21 protein-coding genes and 5 pseudogenes are annotated in these 20,754 nt (G+C 59.9%); 14 read left to right on the top strand and 12 right to left on the bottom strand.

The genetic code is table 11. The features are described from left to right. Positions 1–15 precede the first annotated feature (15 nt). The 3 pseudogenes from ELQ88_RS30645 to ELQ88_RS30635 all read left to right on the top strand — a co-directional run bounded on the left by ELQ88_RS30645 (position 16) and on the right by ELQ88_RS30635 (position 1,688). Positions 16–591 (top strand): annotated as a pseudogene (locus tag ELQ88_RS30645) (YfiR family protein). Continuing rightward, positions 588–1,183, top strand: a pseudogene (locus ELQ88_RS30640) (diguanylate cyclase). Before ELQ88_RS30645 ends, ELQ88_RS30640 begins: the two co-directional pseudogenes overlap by 4 nt. Positions 1,184–1,239: 56 nt before the next feature. Next, a pseudogene (locus tag ELQ88_RS30635) lies at positions 1,240–1,688 on the top strand (OmpA family protein). Here ELQ88_RS30635 and ELQ88_RS30630 read toward each other — a convergent pair. From ELQ88_RS30630 to ELQ88_RS30605, 6 genes and pseudogenes are all read right to left on the bottom strand, one after another. Beyond that, a pseudogene (locus ELQ88_RS30630) lies at positions 1,685–1,829 on the bottom strand (LysR family transcriptional regulator); the annotation flags it as partial. The pseudogenes ELQ88_RS30635 and ELQ88_RS30630 sit on opposite strands and share 4 nt — an antisense overlap. Positions 1,830–1,936: 107 nt before the next feature. Continuing rightward, positions 1,937–2,194: a bacteriocin immunity protein gene (locus tag ELQ88_RS30625; protein WP_138969191.1), complete on the bottom strand. Its 258-nt coding sequence runs from the start codon at positions 2,192–2,194 to the stop codon at positions 1,937–1,939. A gap of 9 nt (positions 2,195–2,203) precedes the next feature. Next, positions 2,204–2,413, bottom strand: a complete 210-nt coding sequence (locus ELQ88_RS35090; protein WP_346342810.1) for a hypothetical protein — start codon at positions 2,411–2,413, stop codon at positions 2,204–2,206. Beyond that, positions 2,400–2,639, bottom strand: a complete 240-nt coding sequence (locus tag ELQ88_RS30615) for a pyocin S6 family toxin immunity protein (protein WP_138969190.1) — start codon at positions 2,637–2,639, stop codon at positions 2,400–2,402. Before ELQ88_RS30615 ends, ELQ88_RS35090 begins: the two co-directional genes overlap by 14 nt. A gap of 11 nt (positions 2,640–2,650) precedes the next feature. Beyond that, the gene (locus tag ELQ88_RS30610; RefSeq protein WP_224791010.1) at positions 2,651–3,859 is read right to left on the bottom strand and encodes a colicin E3/pyocin S6 family cytotoxin; all 1,209 of its coding nucleotides are present in this window, start codon (positions 3,857–3,859) and stop codon (positions 2,651–2,653) included. Positions 3,860–4,158: 299 nt separating this feature from the next. After that, positions 4,159–5,106: a LysR family transcriptional regulator gene (locus ELQ88_RS30605; protein WP_138969189.1), complete on the bottom strand. Its 948-nt coding sequence runs from the start codon at positions 5,104–5,106 to the stop codon at positions 4,159–4,161. 162 nt (positions 5,107–5,268) lie between these two features. Between ELQ88_RS30605 and ELQ88_RS30600 the strand changes: the two genes are divergently transcribed. Both ELQ88_RS30600 and mmsB read left to right on the top strand, forming a co-directional pair. Further along, positions 5,269–6,795 carry a CoA-acylating methylmalonate-semialdehyde dehydrogenase gene (locus ELQ88_RS30600; protein ID WP_128871167.1) on the top strand — a complete coding sequence of 509 codons (1,527 nt, stop codon included), beginning with the start codon at positions 5,269–5,271 and terminating at the stop codon, positions 6,793–6,795. 10 nt (positions 6,796–6,805) lie between these two features. Next, the gene (gene mmsB / locus ELQ88_RS30595; protein ID WP_138969188.1) at positions 6,806–7,693 is read left to right on the top strand and encodes a 3-hydroxyisobutyrate dehydrogenase; all 888 of its coding nucleotides are present in this window, start codon (positions 6,806–6,808) and stop codon (positions 7,691–7,693) included. A gap of 150 nt (positions 7,694–7,843) precedes the next feature. On the opposite strand, the gene ELQ88_RS30590 is transcribed toward mmsB, so the two are convergent. From ELQ88_RS30590 to ELQ88_RS30580, 3 genes and pseudogenes are all read right to left on the bottom strand, one after another. After that, positions 7,844–8,188, bottom strand: coding sequence for a cupin domain-containing protein (locus tag ELQ88_RS30590; RefSeq protein ID WP_138969187.1), 345 nt, complete (start codon positions 8,186–8,188; stop codon positions 7,844–7,846). A 156-nt stretch (positions 8,189–8,344) separates the two neighbouring features. Beyond that, positions 8,345–8,416, bottom strand: a pseudogene (locus ELQ88_RS35085) (flavodoxin family protein); the annotation flags it as partial. A gap of 10 nt (positions 8,417–8,426) precedes the next feature. Further along, positions 8,427–9,311, bottom strand: coding sequence for a LysR substrate-binding domain-containing protein (locus ELQ88_RS30580; protein ID WP_128871163.1), 885 nt, complete (start codon positions 9,309–9,311; stop codon positions 8,427–8,429). A 232-nt stretch (positions 9,312–9,543) separates the two neighbouring features. On the opposite strand from ELQ88_RS30580, the gene ELQ88_RS30575 reads away from it, so the two are divergent. Continuing rightward, positions 9,544–10,308, top strand: coding sequence for a sulfite exporter TauE/SafE family protein (locus ELQ88_RS30575; RefSeq protein WP_138969186.1), 765 nt, complete (start codon positions 9,544–9,546; stop codon positions 10,306–10,308). Here the strand turns inward: ELQ88_RS30575 and ELQ88_RS30570 are convergent. Then, positions 10,298–10,612, bottom strand: coding sequence for a putative quinol monooxygenase (locus tag ELQ88_RS30570; protein WP_138969185.1), 315 nt, complete (start codon positions 10,610–10,612; stop codon positions 10,298–10,300). The two genes, ELQ88_RS30575 and ELQ88_RS30570, sit on opposite strands and share 11 nt — an antisense overlap. Before the next feature lie 160 nt (positions 10,613–10,772). On the opposite strand from ELQ88_RS30570, the gene ELQ88_RS30565 reads away from it, so the two are divergent. The 4 genes from ELQ88_RS30565 to ELQ88_RS30550 all read left to right on the top strand — a co-directional run bounded on the left by ELQ88_RS30565 (position 10,773) and on the right by ELQ88_RS30550 (position 15,100). Next, positions 10,773–11,363, top strand: coding sequence for an NAD(P)H-dependent oxidoreductase (locus ELQ88_RS30565; RefSeq protein ID WP_138969184.1), 591 nt, complete (start codon positions 10,773–10,775; stop codon positions 11,361–11,363). A 164-nt stretch (positions 11,364–11,527) separates the two neighbouring features. Further along, complete coding sequence (locus ELQ88_RS30560; protein WP_128871159.1) at positions 11,528–12,439, top strand: LysR family transcriptional regulator; 912 nt, start codon at positions 11,528–11,530, stop codon at positions 12,437–12,439. A 103-nt stretch (positions 12,440–12,542) separates the two neighbouring features. After that, positions 12,543–13,436 (top strand): NAD-dependent epimerase/dehydratase family protein, encoded by an 894-nt coding sequence (locus ELQ88_RS30555; RefSeq protein WP_128871158.1) that lies wholly within the window; start codon positions 12,543–12,545, stop codon positions 13,434–13,436. A gap of 218 nt (positions 13,437–13,654) precedes the next feature. Further along, entirely contained in the window at positions 13,655–15,100 is a 1,446-nt protein-coding gene (locus ELQ88_RS30550) for a SulP family inorganic anion transporter (RefSeq protein WP_138969183.1), read from the top strand. Between the two features lie 47 nt (positions 15,101–15,147). Here ELQ88_RS30550 and ELQ88_RS30545 read toward each other — a convergent pair whose 3' ends face one another. Then, entirely contained in the window at positions 15,148–15,588 is a 441-nt protein-coding gene (locus ELQ88_RS30545; RefSeq protein WP_178084669.1) for a hypothetical protein, read from the bottom strand. A gap of 25 nt (positions 15,589–15,613) precedes the next feature. Between ELQ88_RS30545 and ELQ88_RS30540 the strand changes: the two genes are divergently transcribed. The 3 genes from ELQ88_RS30540 to ELQ88_RS30530 all read left to right on the top strand — a co-directional run bounded on the left by ELQ88_RS30540 (position 15,614) and on the right by ELQ88_RS30530 (position 17,855). Beyond that, positions 15,614–17,071 (top strand): D-aminoacylase, encoded by a 1,458-nt coding sequence (locus ELQ88_RS30540; RefSeq protein WP_138969182.1) that lies wholly within the window; start codon positions 15,614–15,616, stop codon positions 17,069–17,071. 122 nt (positions 17,072–17,193) lie between these two features. Then, positions 17,194–17,439, top strand: a complete 246-nt coding sequence (locus ELQ88_RS30535; RefSeq protein WP_128871156.1) for a plasmid stabilization protein — start codon at positions 17,194–17,196, stop codon at positions 17,437–17,439. Next, entirely contained in the window at positions 17,436–17,855 is a 420-nt protein-coding gene (locus ELQ88_RS30530; RefSeq protein ID WP_138969181.1) for a type II toxin-antitoxin system VapC family toxin, read from the top strand. Before ELQ88_RS30535 ends, ELQ88_RS30530 begins: the two co-directional genes overlap by 4 nt. 49 nt (positions 17,856–17,904) lie before the next feature. Here the strand turns inward: ELQ88_RS30530 and ELQ88_RS30525 are convergent, their stop codons facing one another. Then, positions 17,905–19,824, bottom strand: a complete 1,920-nt coding sequence (locus ELQ88_RS30525) for a methyl-accepting chemotaxis protein (RefSeq protein ID WP_138969180.1) — start codon at positions 19,822–19,824, stop codon at positions 17,905–17,907. Between the two features lie 237 nt (positions 19,825–20,061). On the opposite strand from ELQ88_RS30525, the gene ELQ88_RS30520 reads away from it, so the two are divergent. Then, positions 20,062–20,733: a histidine phosphatase family protein gene (locus ELQ88_RS30520; protein ID WP_138969179.1), complete on the top strand. Its 672-nt coding sequence runs from the start codon at positions 20,062–20,064 to the stop codon at positions 20,731–20,733. Positions 20,734–20,754 lie beyond the last annotated feature (21 nt).

Here is a 20,754-nt window from a genome sequence, read left to right as displayed (position 1 = left end):
CGAAGAGAATCCTGCATGAAGGTGGCTGTCCGAGCGACAGAGTGCGTTATAGGCTGCAAGCGCGTATTGCTTGTCGGTCTACTCTGTTTGCTAACTGGCGTCGCGTCCGCTCAGCCTGAAACGGCCGTCAGCATGGCCGATCAGCGTGCCAAAGCGGTCACCCAAGTGGTGCTCGGAATTCTCAGTTATGCCCGCTGGCCCGTGGAGCCTGCGCAGTTGCGACTGTGTGTGGTCGGCCCGACCTAATACACCGACGATCTGGTCAAGGGCTCGACCCAGGCCACCGGTCGACCTGTCACCGTAACCAGACTGCTGGCCGATAATCCGGCAATTGCCAGTGAGTACGATGCCGTCTATATCGGCAAGTTGACCGCCGATGAGCGCAATCGCTTGTTCACCTCGTTGATCGGTCGCCCGGTGCTGAGCATCAGCGAAGGCAGCGATCAATGCACCGTCGGCAGCCTTTTCTGTCTGTGGGGCAGCGACGATCAGGTGTCCTTCGAGGTCAACCTCGACTCCGTAGCCCGCAGCGGTGTGCGGATTCACCCCAGCGTGTTGCAACTATCGCGCCGCAAGCCGGCGGCACCATGAAACTATTCAAATCGGATACGCGCCCAACCTTGCGTTCGGTCATCGGTCGCGGTCATTTGATCGTCGCGCTGGTCGGCGTGGCCATGGCCAGCGTCTCGCTGACGTTGCTCGGGGTTCTGGCGTTGCGGGTCTATGCCGACCACAACCTGCACCTGATTGCGCGCTCGATCAACTACACCGTCGAAGCCGCAGTGGTGTTCAACGACAACTTCGGCCATGCCGCTGGCGATGCGGTGCTGGTGGCGGTGGCCACGCGGGTGCGTGCGCAGTTGCGCGAAGAGGATCTGGTGGCGTGTCTGGGCGGCGATGAGTTTGCTGTCCTGCTGACGCCGTTGCACAAGACCGAAGACGCCGAGCGCATTGCCGACAAGATCATTGCCAGCATGGCGGCGCCCATTTCGTTGCCAGGCAATACCTCGGTGTTGACCTCACTCAGTATCGGCATTGCGTCTATCCCGATCATGGCGCCACACCGGGTGCCCTGCTCAACGCCGCCGATGCGGCGATGTACCAAGCCAAGCGCCTGTCCCGAGGCGCACAGCACACGGCCGGGTCGGAGCACCCTGACGTCCATATTCAAACCAGGAGCTAATTTCTGTGTTCTCAATCCCTCAGCGTTCCCTGCGATTTTTCACGCTCATTCTGTTCATGGGCTTATTGGCGTTGACCGGTTGCCAGACTGCGCCACAAAAAGGCCTGACCCCGGCGCAGATCGCCGTACTCAAGCAACAAGGTTTCGAGTTGACCGACGAAGGCTGGGTGTTTGGCCTGTCCGGCAAAGTGCTGTTCGGCAGCGACGTTGAAAGCCTGAATGCGCAAAGCACCGAGATCGTCCAACGGATCGGCAAGGCGCTGCTGGGTGTCGGTATTGAGCGGGTGCGGGTCGACGGCCACACCGATGCATCGGGCAAAGAGACTTACAACCAGCAGTTGTCCCTGCGCCGGGCGAAAAGCGTCGGCAACGTGCTGCGGTCGGGATGAAGGAAGAGAACATCAAGCTTCAGGGGCTCGGCAGCACTGAGCCGGTTGCCTCCAATGACACGACCGCTGGCCGCACCGAGAATCGCCGGGTGTCGATCGTGATGATCGCCGACTAATCGGCGAACAACATCTCCCGATGTTTCCCCCATCAACAGGTCCTGATTCTGCTCTGTAACTTGGCGGATGTAATCCCACAACAGGGTGATCCGCTTGAGCTTGCGCAGGTCCTCGCGGCAGTACATCCAGAACTGCAAGGAAGTGAGGTCTAACCCAATGATTACAGGGCAGCCTCTCCTCGGGGATATTTCGATCCTACTTCGATAGCTGTGCCCTTGTCGTCACACCTTCTCTCAGGAGCTGGAAATCAATCCTCCTTGAATCCCGGCAGGCCTTGAGCAGTACGCCATTCCCTCACTACACGCGTAACGTCTTCTGCTGATCCGCTTGCCCCATCCTCTGGATAGTAGATGAGGTCGGTGCCGTCTGGGTGACCAGTAATCTCACAGAATTGTTCCAGAAGGACATCAAGCACATCATCAGTTTCCGCCTTGTTTTCGGCTAACAGTTCCTTCGTGAAACTGATGAATTCATCTTCTGTGAAGTCGGTGATATCGGTTTTCATTGTTCTGTGTCATCTGTTTCTGTGAATATCGATGTGGTGTTTAGGGGGTGCGACGTTCAAGTTATCGACATCGTATACTTTTCCGCCCTTGGCTACTTCGTCAGCATGATGCAGTTCGAATGATCCCCCGTTTCCCTGCTCTATCCCTGTCGCATGCCTTTGGTGCTTTTCCTGTTCGCACGAGAGGACTGGCAATCGAAAAGTTTCAGCCTCGCACACCGATAAAAAGATCTAATTCAGTTGGCAATTGCTCATTTATTACTGTTGAAATTTGCCGGACTTGCTCAGTCGTTAGAAGAAGCTCACCATCACATTCAGCAGCAAGACTTTGCCATCCGAGAATATCCATTACCGCTTGTTCAAACTCAGGCAGAACGGTTAGAGAGTACTTCAACGAGTCGTCTTCGTTATCTTCGTCCAAAAATCCGCTGATCCATAAATGCATGGTTTTTTTCTCTATTTAGGGGTAGTTCTTCCGGGTTTTGCTGCCTTGGTTTGCTCGCCTGTTTCCGCGTCGAACTCCCCCAAGTGCTTGCCCTGCTTGTCGTACATTTCAACGGCTCCGTGCTGGCTGTCCCATTCGTAAATACGGCCCTTACTGTCCTTCCAGCGAGCGCGTTTTTTACCGCCGCCTTGAACAGAGCTTTTGCTTCTCGTGCTTACTGCGTCGGGAAATGCTGCCAGCCCGTCAGTGGGAGCGGGGTGATAACTATGGTCACCTGATACGCTCAGTGAGATGTAAATCGGCTGAATGCCGGTGTTAGGAAACGTGATAATTGCGTCTTGGTAATCTGGCGGATGAACCGGATTGACCAGTATCTTATTGGCCTGTTCGGTTGGAGGATACACCCAGATAGGTGGCAACTGTGGGGCACCCTCAAGTGCAGGAATACCCATAACACCGTCTGGACTTGCCGCTGGCGTCCAAGTGAGGCCAATGCCGTTGCCAATATCAGCAACGTAGTTTTCGCCGTCTTTCTCTGCCTTGATGACCGGAACGTCTTCCCAGTCAGTTTTGCCACCAGTGTAGAAGCCGTAAGCGTTAACGGAGCCATCCGGCAAAGTCTTCACGTTGACACGAACACGAGTGCGGCCAGCATCAAGGGTGGCGTACTGATCATTCTTGTAGAAGGCGCTGTCAGGTGAAATGCTGGTGTTCGGGATCAGCAATGCAACAGTGCCCAATGCAGCGCCAGCAGCAACAACGCCTGATCCTTTCAGCAGGCCCAGTGATAGCGACCCGCCAAGACGTTGAGCAATTGCACTGCCAGTAGCAGACCCGCCCACCAGTTGCAGTGGGGTGCCTTGGGAGGTAATAGCTGCCCCGGTTCCAAGCACAGCCCACAGTCCGTAGTCGGCAAGTGTCTCTACAGGCACAAACCCGGATGGGTTCTTATGGTTGATTACACCGTCAGGAAGGTTGCAGCTCTTGGCAAACACGCAACCCTTTATGTCGGGCTTGGCATCCTCGCTTTGGGGTTTCTTGATGTAACGATCTTCATACGCCTGTTGTCTGGCCAGCATGTCGGCATAGGGTTTTTGTTGGGATTCACGCGCGGCGATCTCGGACCCTGTCATGTCGCGCAGGTAACGCCCGCCAATTCCTGAACCACCACCGCCACTATAAGATTGCCAAACCTGAGGTAGGTCCTTGTCACGGGCCATTCTGCGTCCTTGTTCGTCCTTGGGGAACTCCAGCCTGTAGCTGGGCAGCATCGACCTTACGGGGAAGCTCAAGCGTTGGCTGTAGGACAAATCCCAAAAGCCATACTGAATATTCCCTGTATTCCTTGTCAGTTGCAGGGGGGCGAAGGATGCCCGGTTGGGAGGCTTTCCACGTCCCTGCTCGCCTCTAAAAGTCGGCTTCGAAGTATTACAAGTCGCGTAGCAATCCCTGACACAAACCGTTGGCAAAGGCCTGCGGGCCTCGTTGCGATGCCGGTACCTGATTCCTTGAAGATCTGTCAGTCGGCGAACAACATCTCCCGAGTTTCCCCCATCAACAGGTCCTGATTCTGCTCTGTAACTTGGCGGATGTAATCCCACAACAGGGTGATCCGCTTGAGCTTGCGCAGGTCCTCCCGGCAGTACATCCAGAACTGTCGGGTGATGTTGATTTCTGCCGGCAACACCGGCAGCAGCCGTGGGTCCTGCGCTGCCAGGAAGCACGGCAGAATCGCCAGCGACCGTCCTTGCTGCGCCGCGACGAATTGCGCGATCACGCTGGTGCTGCGCAGGTTGGCGCTGGCGCCCGGCAGCACGTTGGCCAGGTACAACAGCTCCGAGCTGAACGCCAGGTCGTCGACATAACTGATGAATGAATGTTTACCCAGATCTGCCGGGCGGCGGATCGGTGGGTGCTTGTCCAGATAGTCCTGGGTCGCGTAGAGCTGCAATCGGTAGTCGCAGAGTTTGCAGCAGACGTATGGGCCATGCTCCGGTCGCTCCAGGGCGATCACGATGTCGGCCTCGCGCTTGGACAGGCTGATGAAGTGCGGCAGCGGCAGGATGTCGACCGAGATCGCCGGGTAAGCGTCGACGAAATGGCTCAGCTGCGGGGTGATGAAAAAACTGCCGAAACCTTCGGTGCAGCCCATGCGCACATGGCCGGATAACGCCACGCCAGACCCCGAGACCTGCTCGCAGGCCATGTGCAGGGTGCTTTCGATCGACTCGGCGTAACCGAGCAGCCGCTGACCTTCGGCGGTCAGGACGAATCCGCTGGTCCGGGACTTCTCGAACAGCAAGGTGCCCAGCGCCGCTTCCAGCGAGCTGATGCGCCGCGACACGGTGGTGTAGTCCACCGCCAGGCGCTTGGCCGCGGTGCTGGCCTTGCGGGTGCGGGCGACTTCGAGAAAAAACTTGAGGTCATCCCAGTTCAGCGAACCTAAGGACGTGATGTTTTTTTGCATGATGGACCGGCTTTTATGTGCGTTCTTATTAGAAGTTTGCACATCTATACTCCAAAAACAGTCCGACAACCAATTCGCGACACACGTCTAATCGCAAGGCGGCTGTTTCGCCTTGGCTTCTCCGATACTTCTCTAGATAACAACAATGTCCAGGAGACCAGCATGAACGCATCGCTCACGCCAAACGACACTACCGTTCAAAAGGTCAAGCTGTTGATCGACGGCGAGTGGGTCGAGTCCCAGACCACCGAATGGCACGACATCATCAACCCGGCCACCCAGCAAGTGCTGGCCAAGGTTCCGTTCGCCACCGCGCAGGAAGTGGACGCCGCGATCAGCGCCGCCCACCGCGCCTTCCAGACCTGGAAGCTGACGCCGATCGGCGCGCGGATGCGCATCATGCTCAAGCTCCAGGCGCTGATTCGCGAGCACTCCAAGCGCATCGCCGTGGTGCTCAGCAACGAACAGGGCAAAACCATCGCCGACGCTGAAGGCGATATCTTCCGCGGCCTGGAAGTGGTCGAACATGCCTGCTCCATCGGCAGCCTGCAAATGGGCGAATTCGCCGAGAACGTCGCCGGCGGCGTCGATACCTACACCCTGCGCCAGCCGATCGGCGTGTGCGCCGGCATCACCCCGTTCAACTTCCCGGCGATGATTCCGCTGTGGATGTTCCCGATGGCCATCGCTTGCGGCAACACCTTCGTGCTCAAGCCGTCCGAACAGGACCCGATGTCGACCATGCTGCTGGTGGAGCTGGCGATCGAAGCCGGCGTGCCGGCGGGCGTGCTCAACGTCGTACACGGCGGCAAGGATGTGGTGGATGCGCTCTGCACTCACAAGGACATCAAGGCGGTGTCCTTCGTCGGTTCGACTGCAGTCGGTACCCACGTCTATGACCTGGCCGGCAAACACGGCAAGCGCGTGCAATCGATGATGGGCGCGAAAAACCACGCCGTGGTGCTGCCGGATGCCAACCGCGTCCAGGCACTCAATGCGCTGGTGGGTGCCGGTTTCGGTGCCGCCGGTCAACGTTGCATGGCCACGTCCGTGGTGGTGCTGGTGGGCGCGGCAAGGCAATGGCTGCCGGACCTGAAGGCACTGGCACAGAAACTCAAGGTGAATGCCGGCAGCGAGCCGGGCACCGATGTGGGGCCGGTGATCTCCAAAAAAGCCAAGGCACGGATTCTGGATCTGATCGAGAGCGGCATCAAGGAAGGCGCCAAGCTTGAACTGGACGGTCGCGACGTTAGCGTTCCAGGCTTCGAGAAGGGCAACTTTGTCGGCCCGACCCTGTTCTCCGGCGTGACGCCCGAGATGCAGATCTACACCCAGGAAATCTTCGGCCCGGTGCTGGTAGTGCTGGAAGTCGACACCCTCGATGAGGCCATCGCGCTGGTCAATGCCAACCCGTTCGGCAACGGCACGGGCTTGTTCACCCAGAGCGGTGCGGCGGCGCGTAAATTCCAGACCGAAATCGACGTCGGCCAGGTCGGCATCAACATCCCGATTCCGGTGCCGGTGCCGTTCTTCAGCTTCACCGGTTCACGCGGTTCCAAACTCGGCGACCTCGGCCCGTATGGCAAGCAAGTGGTGCAGTTCTACACTCAGACCAAGACTGTCACCAGTCGCTGGTTCGATGACGACAGCGTCAACGACGGTGTGAACACCACCATCAACTTGCGTTAAGGAGCCGGACATGAAAATCGCTTTTATCGGTCTCGGCAACATGGGTGCGCCGATGGCGCGCAACCTGATCAAGGCCGGCCATTCGCTGCGGTTGGTCGACCTGAACACAACCGTACTGGCGGAGCTGGAGCAACTGGGCGGCAGCATCAGCGCTTCGGCGCGTGAAGCGGCGCAAGACGCCGAACTGGTGATCACCATGCTGCCAGCCGCGGTGCATGTGCGCAGCGTCTGGCTGGGCGAAGACGGCGTGCTGGCGGGTATCGCCAAGGGCGTGCCGGCCGTGGATTGCAGCACCATCGATCCGCAGACCGTCCGTGACGTGGCCGCGGCCGCCGCCAAACAAGGCGTGGCCATGGCCGATGCGCCGGTTTCCGGCGGTACCGGCGGTGCGGCCGCCGGGACCCTGACGTTCATGGTCGGTGCCACGCCTGAATTGTTCGCCACCCTGCAACCGGTGCTGGCGCAGATGGGCCGTAACATCGTCCGTTGCGGCGAAGTCGGCACCGGGCAAATCGCCAAGATCTGCAACAACCTGCTGCTGGGGATTTCCATGGTCGGCGTCAGCGAAGCCATGGCGCTGGGCGAGGCCCTGGGGATCGACAGCACGGTGCTGGCGGGTGTCATCAACAGTTCCACCGGACGCTGCTGGAGCTCGGAAATGTACAACCCGTACCCGGGCATCGTTGAAACGGCGCCGGCATCGCGCGGCTACACCGGCGGTTTCGGTGCCGAACTGATGCTCAAGGACCTGGGACTGGCCACGGAAGCGGCACGCCAGGCTCACCAGCCGGTGGTGCTGGGCGCGGTGGCGCAGCAGTTGTATCAGGCGATGAGTCAGCGTGGGGAGGGTGGCAAGGACTTCTCGGCGATCATCAACAGCTATCGCAAACCACTGTAGGAGCCGGCTTGCTGGCGATGGGGCCGGCACATTCAACATCAATGGTGACTGATCCAACGCCATCGCCAGCAAGCCGGCTCCTACAGAGACTGCATGTACTTATCGACATTTACCGGGAGATCACGTCGGGTGATCTCCCGGTTTTTTATATCAGGCAAACACGAAGTACTTGCGCACGGTCTCCACCACTTCCCATGTGCCTTTCATGCCCGGCTCGATGACGAAAATATCACCGGCGCGCAGATGGATCGGCTCCTTTCCTTCTGGGGTGATAATGCAGTACCCCTCGCGGAAATCGCAGTATTCCCACTTCACGTATTCCACGTACCACTTGCCCGGCGTGCAGATCCAGGTGCCCATGATCTTGCTGCCGTCTTCGCTGGTGTAGGCATTGAGGTTGACGGTGTGCGGGTCGCCTTCGAGTTTTTCCCATTTGCAGGCGTCGAGCATCGGTAGCGGGTGGGTGTCGCGAAGAACGGTAATGGATGCGGTCATGTGGACTCCGGGCCTTGAGCGATAAGAAGTAGCGTTCGAGAACTGAACACGCACCCTATAGCGTCGGTTCGCCGGTCAGTTGTCTGGGGTCGACATCGAACTGTCCAGAAACGCGCCATACCCTCAAAGACTTTCCAGCGGACAATCGATCCGGGGCCACAGGATGTCTGCCTGGGCCTGGCCCAAGTCCGTTTCCAGTGGTTGAACCGGTTGATAGCCTTCACGCAGCGTCTGCCCCTCAGGGGAGAGTCAAGGCGTGCAGCAAGGCCTTGGCGTAACCGGGCAACACCGCGAAGTCCCGGGCGCAGAGCATGAGCTTGCGCTGGGCCCAGGGTTCTTGCAGGGCCAGGTGCTTGAAGGATGTTTCACTGGCCCTGCGTTCGACTGCAGCGAGAGGCACGATCGCCAGCCCCGCTCCCCGGGCGACCATGCGCATCACCCCGTCGAAACCATCGGCGCGAATGCGGATCTGCAGGCGCACGCCTGCGTGCAGTGCCTGTTCTTCAAGGTAGACGGCCATGGCGCTGTTGGCGTTCAGACCGACGTAGTCGTGGTGCAAGGTGTCGCTGAAGCTGACTGAGCCGGCGTCTGCCAAGGGATGATCGCGCGGCATGATCAGCACCAGCGGATCGTCACGAAACGGGCGGGTCTGCAGGTCGTCGATGTCTACGGCGTCGGACACGATTCCGAGGTCTGCCGCGCCCTCGCGCAAGGCGTGGGTGATGCGGGTGCTGGGCAGTTCTTGCAGGTCGATATCGAGGTTGGGGTGCTCGCGCAGGAAGTCCGCGAGCAACTCTGGCAGGTACTCGGTGATCGCCGTGGTGTTGCACAACAGCCGTACCTGGCCTTTGACGCCTTGGGCGTAGTCGGCCAGATCCTGCTGCATGCGTTCGGCCTGTTGCAGCAAGACGCGAGCGTGTTGCGCGAGCGCTTTGCCGACGGGTGTGGGGGTGACACCGCGTCGACCGCGTTCCAGGAAATCGATGCCGAGAGAGGATTCCATGGCGCGGATGCGTGCGCTGGCTGCGGCCAGGGACAGATGACTGCGGGCAGCGCCGGCGGTGATGTTGCCGGTGTCGAGGATATTGAGGTAGAGGCGCAGGTCGGTGAAGTCGAAGTGCATGGGTACGGCCTCTGGATGATTGTTGTCTGGGTGGGGCGCCTTCGCTGGCAAGCCAGCTCCTACAGATATTGTGCCGGTCGCGAAATGGGTGAACGACAAAAAACCTGTAGGAGCTGGCTTGCCAGCGAGGGCGTCAATAGCCGCAGCAAAAACTTCAGCCTCTGCCAAATCAAGAGGCAGTCTCAGTATATGACAGATTTCCAAGCAGCCCATTCAGGCCCAGGATAAGCCCATGAATACGCTCGCAACCTTCTACCAAAACCTCGGCCTGACCCTTTCTTTAATGGTCATCGCCACCTTCCTCCTGGCCGGCATGATCAAAGGCGTGATCGGCCTTGGCCTGCCCACCATCGCCATGGGCCTGCTCGGCCTGGCTATGGCGCCATCGCAGGCTGCCGCATTGTTGATCATCCCCGCGACCCTCACCAACGTCTGGCAATTGGCCTTCGGCGGGCATTTATCGGGGTTGGTCAAACGGTTGTGGCCGATGCTGCTGGCGATATTCATCGGCACCGCTGCCGGCACGGTGTGGATCGGCATGACGGGGGGGCACTGGGTGGTGCGAGGACTGGGGGCGGCGTTGTTGCTGTACGCATTGAGCGGTCTGTGCCTGCCGCCCTTGCGCGTCAGCGGTAGCAGCGAGCGCTGGCTCGCTCCGCTTTGCGGCCTGGTGACGGGTGTGATCACGTCGGCCACCGGGGTCTTCGTGATTCCGGCGGTACCGTATCTGCAAGCGCTGGGTTTGAACAAGGATGAACTGGTGCAGGCGCTGGGCCTGTCATTCACCGTCTCGACCCTGGCCCTGGCCGCCGGCCTGGCATGGCGCGGCGCCCTGGGCGGTGGCGAGTTGAGTGCGTCGTTGCTGGCGCTGATCCCGGCGGTGCTTGGCATGTTGCTGGGGCAATGGCTGCGCCAGCGGATCAGCGCCGTGCTGTTCAAGCGAGTGTTCTTCATCGGCCTCGGCGTACTCGGTGGCCACTTGCTGATCAGCGGGTAGCGGACGACGGGCTGAGCATGTCGATGGCGCGAATCTCGAAGTCCCGTTCCAGGTACTCATCGCGCTGCTCGAGGAACTGTTTCATGTGCGGCAGGTTCGAGTGCACATCCAAGTGAGCCTGGGATTGCCAGATCTCATAAAAGATAAACAGCGTCGGGTCCTGTTTGTCGCGCAGCATGTGGTATTCGATGCAGCCGGGCTCGTTGCGACTCGCTTGCACATGCGCGCTGAAAAACGCTTCAAAGGCGTCTGATTTTTCCGGGCGGGTCTTGGCGTGCAGGATGAAGCCTTGCATGTCACTCATCAGGAATGTCCTCCAGTTAAGAATCGGCACTAGTTTATGGCAACAATCGCCTGTCGATTCTTGCGTATGGGTCAAATGATTTTTGTGAATTCAGCGCTTATTCCACGCGAGGCAGATCGATACTCTGCCGCCATCGAATTCCAACCTTCCGAGACCTTTGATGAAAAAAGTCCTGTTGCTCAATGGCGGCAAAAAGTTCGCCCACTCCGATGGCCGCTACAACGCCACCCTGCATGACGCCGCGCTGAGTGTGCTGGATCGCGGCGGCGTGGACGTGAAAGCCACCTTCATCGACGAGGGTTACGACGTCGCCGAAGAAGTCGCCAAATTCCTCTGGGCCGACGTGATCATTTATCAGATGCCGGGCTGGTGGATGGGCGCACCGTGGACTGTCAAAAAGTACATCGATGAAGTCTTCACCGAAGGTCACGGCAGCCTCTATGCCAGCGACGGGCGTACCCGTTCCGATGCCTCGCAGAAGTACGGCAGCGGCGGTCTGTTACAGGGGAAGCAATACATGCTGTCGCTGACCTGGAACGCGCCGCAGCAAGCATTCGACGACCCCACCGACTTCTTCGAAGCCAAGGGCGTGGACGCGGTGTACTTCCCGTTTCACAAGGCCAACGAATTCCTCGGCATGACTGGCTTGCCGACGTTCCTGAGTGTTGACGTGATGAAGCGCCCCAATATCGAAGCCGACGTGGCGCGTTACGCGCAGCATTTGACCGAGGTGTTTGGCCTGCCTGCCTGAATTTTTCCGGCTAGTATCCGTCGCAACGGCGGGAAAGATCGCAGCCTGCGGCAGCTCCTACAGATGGCGTACTCCCCAGATTCGGGGAGGAGCAATCCTTGTAGGCGCTGCCGAAGGCTGCGATCTTGGCGATTCAAGCCACGCCTATTTGTGAGAGGACACCCGTGAAAGCCAGATCCGATGAATTGCAGATTTTCGTCTGCGTGATTGAATGCGGGTCGATTTCGGCTGCGGCCGAGCAGGTCGGGCAAACGCCTTCAGCAGTCAGCCGCACCTTGTCCAGGCTGGAAGCCAAGCTCGATACCACTCTGATCAACCGCACCACGCGGCGCATGGACCTGACCGAGGAGGGCAAGTACTTCTTCGAGCACGCCAAGCTGATTCTCGATCAGATGGACGAACTCGAAGAGCGCCTGACTTCACGCCAGCAAACCCCGTCCGGGCGCCTGCGGATCAACGCGGCCTCACCGTTCATGCTGCACGCCATCGTGCCGTATATCGATGAGTTCCGCAGTCTCTATCCGGACATCCAGCTCGAACTCAACAGCAACGATTTGATCATCGACCTGCTCGAGCAAAGCACCGACATCGCCATCCGCATCGGCACGCTGGCCGACTCGACCTTGCACGCCCGCTCCCTGGGCTGCAGCCCGCTGCACATTGTCGCCAGCCCGGCGTACCTGGAAAAACACGGCGTACCGGTTGAGGTGGCGGATTTGTCCGGGCACACGCTGTTGGGCTTTACCCAGAACGAAGGCCTCAACCAGTGGCCGCTGCGTTATGTGCACGGTGATCGCTGGCCGATCCAGGCGGCGATCAGCGCCTCAAGCGGCGAGACCATCCGGCACCTGGCACTGGCAGGGCAGGGCATCGCCAGCCTGTCGCATTTCATGACGATCGACGACATCCGCGCGGGGCGCCTGCAGGTACTGCTGGCGGAGTTCAACAGCGGCTATCGTCAGCCGATCAATGCGGTGTACTACCGTAACTCGCAACTGGCCCTGCGCATTCAGTGCTTCCTGGACTTCATCCAGGGCAAATTGGCGGATTACGCGATAGCGGACTTCTCGGGTTGATTCGTGATCCCTGCGCAAGAGTGAATTGGGCTGTGCCGCCTGTTTCCCCAGGCATCGCTCCCCGATACTGGCTGCATCACTTATTAACGCAGGGAGTTTCTCCATGAACGTATTCATTACCGGCGCTGCCGGTTTTATCGGCGGCTCCATCGCTACCGGTCTGGTCCGGGCAGGTCACAAGGTTACCGGCCTGGTGCGCAGCGCCGAACAAGCCAATGAACTGAGCGCACTGGGCATCACCCCGGTGATCGGCACGCTGGACGACAGCGCACTGCTGGCCAAACAGGCCAAGGCTGCCGATGCCGTGATCAATGCCGCCAGCAGCGACCATCGCGGCGCAGTGGACGCCTTGCTCGATGCACTGCGCGGTTCCAACAAAGTGTTCCTGCATACCAGCGGGTCGAGCATTGTCGGCGATGCGTCGGGCGGTAAATCCAGTGACGTCGTCTATTACGAAGACAGCCTGCCGGAGCCGACGGTCGACAAGGCGGCTCGCGTGGCCATCGATAACCTGATCCTCGCCGCCGCCAAAGACGGGGTGAACTCAGCCGTTATCTGCAACACCCTGATCTACGGTCACAGCCTGGGCGTCAATCGTGACAGCGTGCAGTTGCCGCGCTTGCTGAAGCAGGCACGCAAAAGCGGTGTGGTCCGGCATGTCGGCCCGGGCCAGAACATCTGGTCCAACGTGCACATCGAAGACGTGGTGGCCCTGTATCTGCTGGCGCTGACCAACAACGTACCGGGCACCTTCTACTTCGTCGAAAGCGGTGAGGCGTCGTTCATCGACATGACCACGGCGATTGCCCAAGCGCTTAAGCTGGGGGCGCCACAAGACTGGCCGCTGAAAGACGCCGAAGCCGAGTGGGGTTATGAAATGGCCAACTATGGCCTGGGTTCCAACAGCCGGGTTCGCGGCAAGCATGCGCGTGAACTGCTGGGCTGGGCGCCGAAGCGGACTTCGGTGGTTGAGTGGATTCGGGACGAGATGGTTTGAGTTCGCTCTAGACCGCATCGCTGCCTTCGCGAGCAAGCTCGCTCCCACCGGTAATGTGTCGTTCACGAAATCGGCGAACGGCACATAACCCTGTGGGAGCGGGCTTGCTCGCGAAGGCGTTTTCAGCAGCCCAACAACTGGCCGGGCTGCCCTCAATTCCGTAACATCCGCACCCTCTTTGCTGGCCATTCCCTACGGCCAAAATTTTTGGGTAAGTCATGAAACCAAAACGTCTGCGCGCCGATGTCCTGGCCGGGCTCACCACCTCTTTCGCCTTGCTGCCCGAATGCATCGCCTTCGCCCTGGTGGCCCACCTCAATCCCTTGATGGGGCTTTACGGCGCCTTCATCATTTGCACCCTGACCGCGCTCTTCGGCGGGCGGCCGGGCATGGTGTCCGGCGCCGCCGGATCGATGGCGGTGGTGATCGTCGCGCTGGTGGTGCAGCACGGTGTGCAGTACCTGCTGGCCACTGTGCTGCTGGGTGGGCTGATCATGCTGGCGTTCGGTCTGCTGAAACTGGGCAAACTGGTGCGCATGGTGCCGCACCCGGTGATGCTCGGCTTCGTCAACGGCCTGGCGATCATCATTGCCCTGGCTCAACTTGAGCACTTCAAGAGCGGTGACGCCTGGCTGAGCGGGGCGCCGCTGTACCTGATGGCGGGGCTGGTGGCGGTGACGATGGCCATCGTCTACCTGCTGCCGCGCCTGACCCGTGCCGTGCCGCCGGCGCTGGTGGCGATCCTGGGCGTTGGCCTCGCGGTGTATCTGCTCGGCCTGCCCACCCGCACCCTGGGCGACATGGCGCACATTGCCGGTGGCTTGCCGACCTTTGCGCTGCCGGACATCCCCTGGGATCTGCAAACCCTGCACATCATCGCCCCCTACGCGATTTTGATGGCGCTGGTCGGCCTGCTGGAAACCCTGCTGACCCTGAACCTCACCGACGAGATCACCGAAAGCCGTGGTTTTCCGGATCGCGAATGCGTGGCGCTGGGCGCGGCCAACATGGTCTCCGGCGTGTTCGGCGGCATGGGCGGCTGCGCGATGATCGGCCAGACGGTGATCAACCTCAGCTCCGGTGGTCGTGGTCGACTGTCCGGGGTAGTGGCCGGGGTCCTGATTCTATTGTTCATCCTGTTCCTGTCGCCGCTGATCGAGCGCATCCCGCTGGCGGCCCTGGTCGGGGTGATGTTCGTGGTGGCGCAGCAGACGTTTGCCTGGGCTTCGTTGCGAGTGCTGAACAAAGTCCCGCTGAACGACGTGCTGGTAATCATCGCCGTCACGGTGATTACGGTGTTCACCGACCTGGCCACCGCCGTGCTCTGCGGGATCATCATTGCCGCGCTGAACTTCGCCTGGCAACAGGCTCGTGAGCTCTATGCCGACGCTCATATCGAAGCCGACGGCAGCAAGCTGTATCACTTGCATGGCACGCTGTTCTTCGCCTCGACCGCACCTTTCCTCAATCAGTTCGACCCAGCCAACGACCCTGCGCACGTGACCCTGGACTGTCGTCATCTGAGATTTGTCGACTACTCGGCGATCGCCGCGCTGAAAACCCTGCGTGAGCGCTACGCCAAGGCGGGCAAACATCTGCATGTGTTTCACTTGTCGGAGCGCTGCAAGCAAATGCTCAAGCGGGCAGGGGGCGAACTTAACTGACTTGATTGATCATCGCTCGCACGAGGCTCGGCACCCGTTTCGTCTTTTCAATGGGCAGGCGCGCAAGCCTGCAGCGGGTGAAAACTTGGCTGGGTACACAGATCCAGACCGTCGCGACGGCTATAGCCTGCGAGTTTCATGCACTGGAAGCGCTCAACTCTTTGTTCGATTGTGGCTTTGGCATCGGTGCCAGAGCCATTGATGTACCCGCACGCCAGCATCGACTGAAACGCGTCATCCTCGCTGGCACCGGCTTTTAGCCACTGGGTCGACTCCGCGGGCGGTGGCTGAAACGGCCTGGCGTGGCAGGCGATGATGAGCAGCAAACACGCAGCGAACACCACGGTCTTCCATTGCATGATCTGCATTCCTTTGCTCTTGAGAGTGGGTGAAACATTGGCGAACGGCGAGTTTTTGAAAACTGCACATACAGTGTCGAGATTGGCCGAATGTGAAGGTACACGACAATAGAAAAAAATGTCCTGCATGTGGCGTTGCCGCTGGGAGACTGACATGAAGTACGACACGCTGATTCGCAACGCCCTGATCATCGATGGCAGCAACACCCCCGGTTATCTCGCCGACGTGGCGATCCTGCACGGCCGCATCGAGCGCATCGGTGACCTGCACGATGCCGGCGCCACCGAAGAAATCGACGCCGCCGGCCGCGTCTTGGCGCCAGGGTTCATCGACGTGCACACCCACGACGACACGGTGGTGATCCGCCAGCCGCAGATGTTGCCCAAGCTCAGCCAGGGGGTGACCACGGTGATTGTTGGCAACTGCGGGATCAGCGCTTCGCCGGTGAGTTTGCGCGGCGATCCGCCGGACCCGATGAACCTGCTCGGCACCGCCGCGGCGTTTGTTTATCCGACGTTCCGCGACTACCGCACAGCCGTCGAAGCGGCGAATACCACGCTGAACGTGGCGGCCCTGGTCGGCCACACTGCGTTGCGCAGCAATCACCTCGACGACCTGTTTCGCAGCGCCTCGCCCGAGGAAATCGGCGCGATGCGCGAACAGTTGCGTGAAAGCCTGGAGGCGGGTGCATTGGGCTTGTCCACAGGTCTTGCGTATGCGAGCGCGTTCTCGGCTTCCACCGACGAAGTGATGCAACTGACCGAAGAGCTGAGCGCATTCGGCGCGGTGTACACCACCCATTTGCGCAGCGAATTCGAGCCAGTACTGGAGGCCATGGATGAAGCGTTCCAGATCGGCCGCCATGCGAAAACCCCGGTGATCATTTCCCACCTCAAATGTGCCGGCGCCGGTAACTGGGGGCGCAGTGCGCACTTGCTGGCGGCCCTGGAACACGCGGCGAAAACCCACCCGGTGGGCTGCGACTGTTATCCCTACGCGGCCAGTTCATCGACCCTGGACCTCAAGCAAGTGACCGATGCCCATCGCATCACCATCACCTGGTCCACGCCGCACCCGGAGTTGGGTGGCCGCGACCTGATGGACATCGCCGCCGAGTGGGGCGTGCCGCTGCTCGATGCCGCCCGCCGCCTGCAACCGGCCGGCGCGGTGTATTACGGGATGGATGAGGCCGATGTACGAAGAATCCTCGCGCATCCGCTGTCGATGGTGGGCTCCGACGGATTGCCGGAAGACCCGTTTCCGCATCCGCGCTTGTGGGGCGCGTTCCCACGAGTCCTGGGACATTTCAGTCGCGATGTGGGGCTGTTTCCACTGCACACCGCCGTGCACAAGATGACCGGATTGTCGGCGGCGCGATTTGGCTTGAAGCAACGGGGCGAAATCCGCGAAGGACACTGGGCGGACCTGGTGTTGTTCGATCCCGTGACCATTCGCGACGTGGCGGACTTCAATGACCCGCAACGGGCAGCGGAAGGGATTGATGGGGTTTGGATCAATGGGGTGTTGAGTTACAGCGAAGGTCAGGCGAACGGCAGAAGGGCAGGACGATTCCTGGCGCGGGAGGGGGAGTTGCGCACAGGCTTTCTTTGATCGTGGCGACACCCAAAGATCGTTGCCTTGCAGCGTCTACAGGGAAAACACATTCCGCGCTTCACTGAGAATTATGTGTTAGCCTGCAATCAATGATTTCATTGATTGCAGGAGGCCGCGCCATGGCCAGTATCACCATCCGTAATCTGGACGACGCCATAAAAGAACAGCTGCGTATTGCCGCTGCTCACAACGGCCACTCCATGGAAGAAGAGGTCCGCCTGATTCTTGGGAGAGCGCTGGCTACCGTTGACCGGGCTGGAGGGCTTGGTAGCCGGATCCGCAACAGATTCAACGATGTCGGTGGCGTGGACCTCGATTTACCCATACGTTCGGAGAAAGCTACAGCGGTGGATTTCTCTGAATGATAGTGCTCGATACCAATGTTCTTTCCGAGTTTATGCGGGCCGAGCCCGAGGCTCGAGTAGTGGCCTGGGTTGATCGGCAGCCAGCGATGGATCTGGCGATCAGCGCAGTGACCGTGGCAGAAATACTTCATGGAATTGCCCGATTACCTTACGGAAAGCGCAAGCAAAAACTTGAAGCTCATGCGATGGAGATGTTTGAAGAGGATTTCGCTGGAAGGATATTGCCTTTTGATGTTCACGCCGCCGTCGAGTACGCAACGCTGGTAGCGGGTTGTGAAGCACAGGGGCGAGCGGTGTCCATGGCTGATGCGCAAATTGCTGCAATATGCCGGACTCACGGTGCACCGATCGCCACCCGCAATGTTCGAGACTTCGAATTTCCCGGGATCGAGGTGATCAATCCGTGGGATACCTGACACAGGTAAAAGATCGCTCCCACCAGGGCGTGGGAACGATCAGGTGTGTTTAAACCCGGAAGTGGCTCACCATCATCTGCAACTGATTACCCAACCGCGCCAGCTCAACACTGGCCGCAGCCGTTTCATCGCTGGCGGCCGCCGTCTGTTCGGACACGTCGCGCACGTTGACGATGCTGCGGCTGATTTCTTCGGCCACCGCGCTTTGCTGCTCGGCGGCGGCAGCGATCTGCTGGTTCATCGACTGGATGTTGGACACCGTGCGGGTGATGTTTTCCAGTGACACGCCGGCCTTGCGGGTCAGCGCCACGCTGCTGTCGGTCAGGGTGCGGCTGTTGTTCATCACGGCCGACACCTGTTGGGTGCCATTTTGCAGACCGGCGACCAGACCTTCGATTTCTTCGGTGGATTTCTGGGTGCGTTGGGCCAGGCCACGGACTTCGTCGGCCACCACGGCAAAACCTCGACCGGCTTCACCGGCACGGGCGGCTTCGATGGCGGCGTTGAGCGCCAGCAGGTTGGTCTGATCAGCGACGGCCTTGATCACGTCCATGACACTGCCGATCTTGTCACTTTCCTGTTGCAGCACATTCATGGCTTCGGTTGAGCGCGCCACTTCGCTGGCCAGGCGTTCGATCTGGGCGATGGCTTCGTTGACCACCTTGTCGCCCTCGCGAGCTTCGCCGTCAGCGGCAGCCGCGGCCCGGGAGGCTTGCTCGGCATTGCGCGCGACTTCCTGCACCGTGGCCGTCATCTCGTGCATGGCCGTGGCCACCTGATCGGTTTCGATCTTCTGGCTGTTGACCCCGGCACTGGTCTGCTCGGTCACGGCCGACAACTCTTCGGCGGCGCTGGCAATCTGGGCGACGCCATCGCGAATGCCGCTGATCAAGTCGCGCAGGGTAACGCCCATGCGCGCAATGCCTTGCTGCAACACACCGAGTTCATCGCGGCGAGTCACCTTGACGTCGTGGGACAGGTCGCCGCTGGCGATGCGCTCGACCACGGCCAGGGTGTCGCGCAACGGGCCGGTGATCTGGCGAGTGATGATGACGGCAGCAATGATGCCCACCAACAAGGCCAGCAGGGTGCTGATCAGTTGCAGGGTACGGGCCTGGGCGCTTTCGGCGTCACGGCGTTCGAGCTGAATCTGATACAGCTGATCGCTCAGGGACACGATCGCGGCGCCCTGGTCGGTCATTTCCTTGCGCGCCTGGACGGCGTCGTCGCTGGCGTTTTTATACGCCTGCAAGGCACTGCGGTAGTTGCCCAGCGCGGCTTCCAGCTGCCGCAGGGTGTCTGGCTGAGTCTCGGCGAAATGCCCGCCCAGTGACTTCACGCTGGCAATCGCCACATCCAGTTGGCGGACGGCTTTCTGTTCGGTCTCGGGGTTGGTGGTGGCGGTGTAGCTGCGCACTTCGTAGCGGGTCAGCAAGAAGGCTTCCTTGGCGGCCGTGATGGCCTGGAACTGTTCGAAGCGCTGATCGCTCGGGGGCATTTGCTGCACGGCGGAGTTGATGGCGTCGATCAGTTTGCTGGCGGTTTCGGCGTTGCTGCCCATGACGTCGCGGGCGCTGTTACCGGTGCGGTAGGCACTGCGCATCTTGTTCAGGGACGCCTTGTAAGCCTCGATGACGGCGCCTTGTTCCCTCAACAAGGTGAGGTTGTCCGGGCTCTTGAATTTCGCCAGCAGCGCTTGCTGCTGGGCGGAGAACGCGTCCAGGGTGGTCTGTACGTTTTGCGCGGCGGTTTCGTCGCCGTTGGTCAGCATGTATTGCAGCCGAACCACACGCAGTTTGGTCAGGCCGGCATTGAGCTGGGTGATGTCGCTCATCCAGTTGCTGCGGTCAATCAAACCGCCCAGGCTTGTCCAGCCGGTCAGGGCGAGGATGCAGGTCAGGGTCAGGACCAGGCCGAACCCCAGGCCCAGTTTCAGGTTCACGCTGATATTACCGAACCAGCTATTCATCGAATTCCTCCAGGAACGTTGTGTTTCTTGATCGTCGGTTGGCTGGAAGATTGTTGTTTTTGGGCGCCAGCAAGGTAGGTAGCAGGTGTGTATCGGCAGTGAGGTTGGGAACTGAAGAAAGATCTTTTGCCGTTGTTTTTAAGCTTTTTTTCACAATCGTTTCACTCCCAGCCAACGCGCGCCTCTCTACCCTCGCGGCATTAATGACAGTGAGGCATGCCGGCGGGTCGGCTTGATGTGGAATTGAGACTGAGTCTATTCGGGATTAAACGCTCCCTCGACCTGAGCCGCCTGGCCCGCTATCGCAACGCGGCTGTGGTGCTGGCCTCGGCGCTGCTGGTGATCCCGTTGACGGTATGGCTGTTGCAACCCGCCGCCGTGCCGGACCTGGCTGACGGTAATGTAGCCGGCGCCCGTGCGTTGGCGACCGGCTGGGCCAAAGGTGACATGATCGTGCTGGTGCGCCACGTCGAGCGTTGCGATCACTCCTCGGCAGCCTGCCTGAGCGGAAATGATGGCATCACCGAGCGTTCTCGCAGCGTGGCAGTGGCGGTGGGTGCTCAGTTCGAGCAACTGGGCTTGGACAAGGCCGACATCTACAACAGCCCGCTCATGCGGACAGCGCAGAGCGCCGGCTACATGTTCAACAAGATCAGTTTCGATGAAGACTGGTTGATCAACTGCAAGGGAACCATGTTGCGTGACGCCCTGGCGCACAAAGTGGCCGGCCGCAATCTGATTCTGGTCACCCACAGCGAATGCATGTCGCAACTGCTGAAAGACCTCAAGTTGCCAACCTCGACCCTGGGGTACGGCGCTTCCTTGTTCATTTTCGCCGAAACGTTACAGGCACCGCGCATGCTCGGTTTCATCGAAGCCTCGGACTGGGGCTCGGTGACCCGCGAATGAATTCACTTTCTCAATCAGGGC

The organism is Pseudomonas sp. MPC6 (assembly GCF_006094435.1).
Classification (GTDB): Bacteria; Pseudomonadota; Gammaproteobacteria; order Pseudomonadales; family Pseudomonadaceae; genus Aquipseudomonas.
This window is presented reverse-complemented; position numbering and strand designations above follow the sequence as displayed.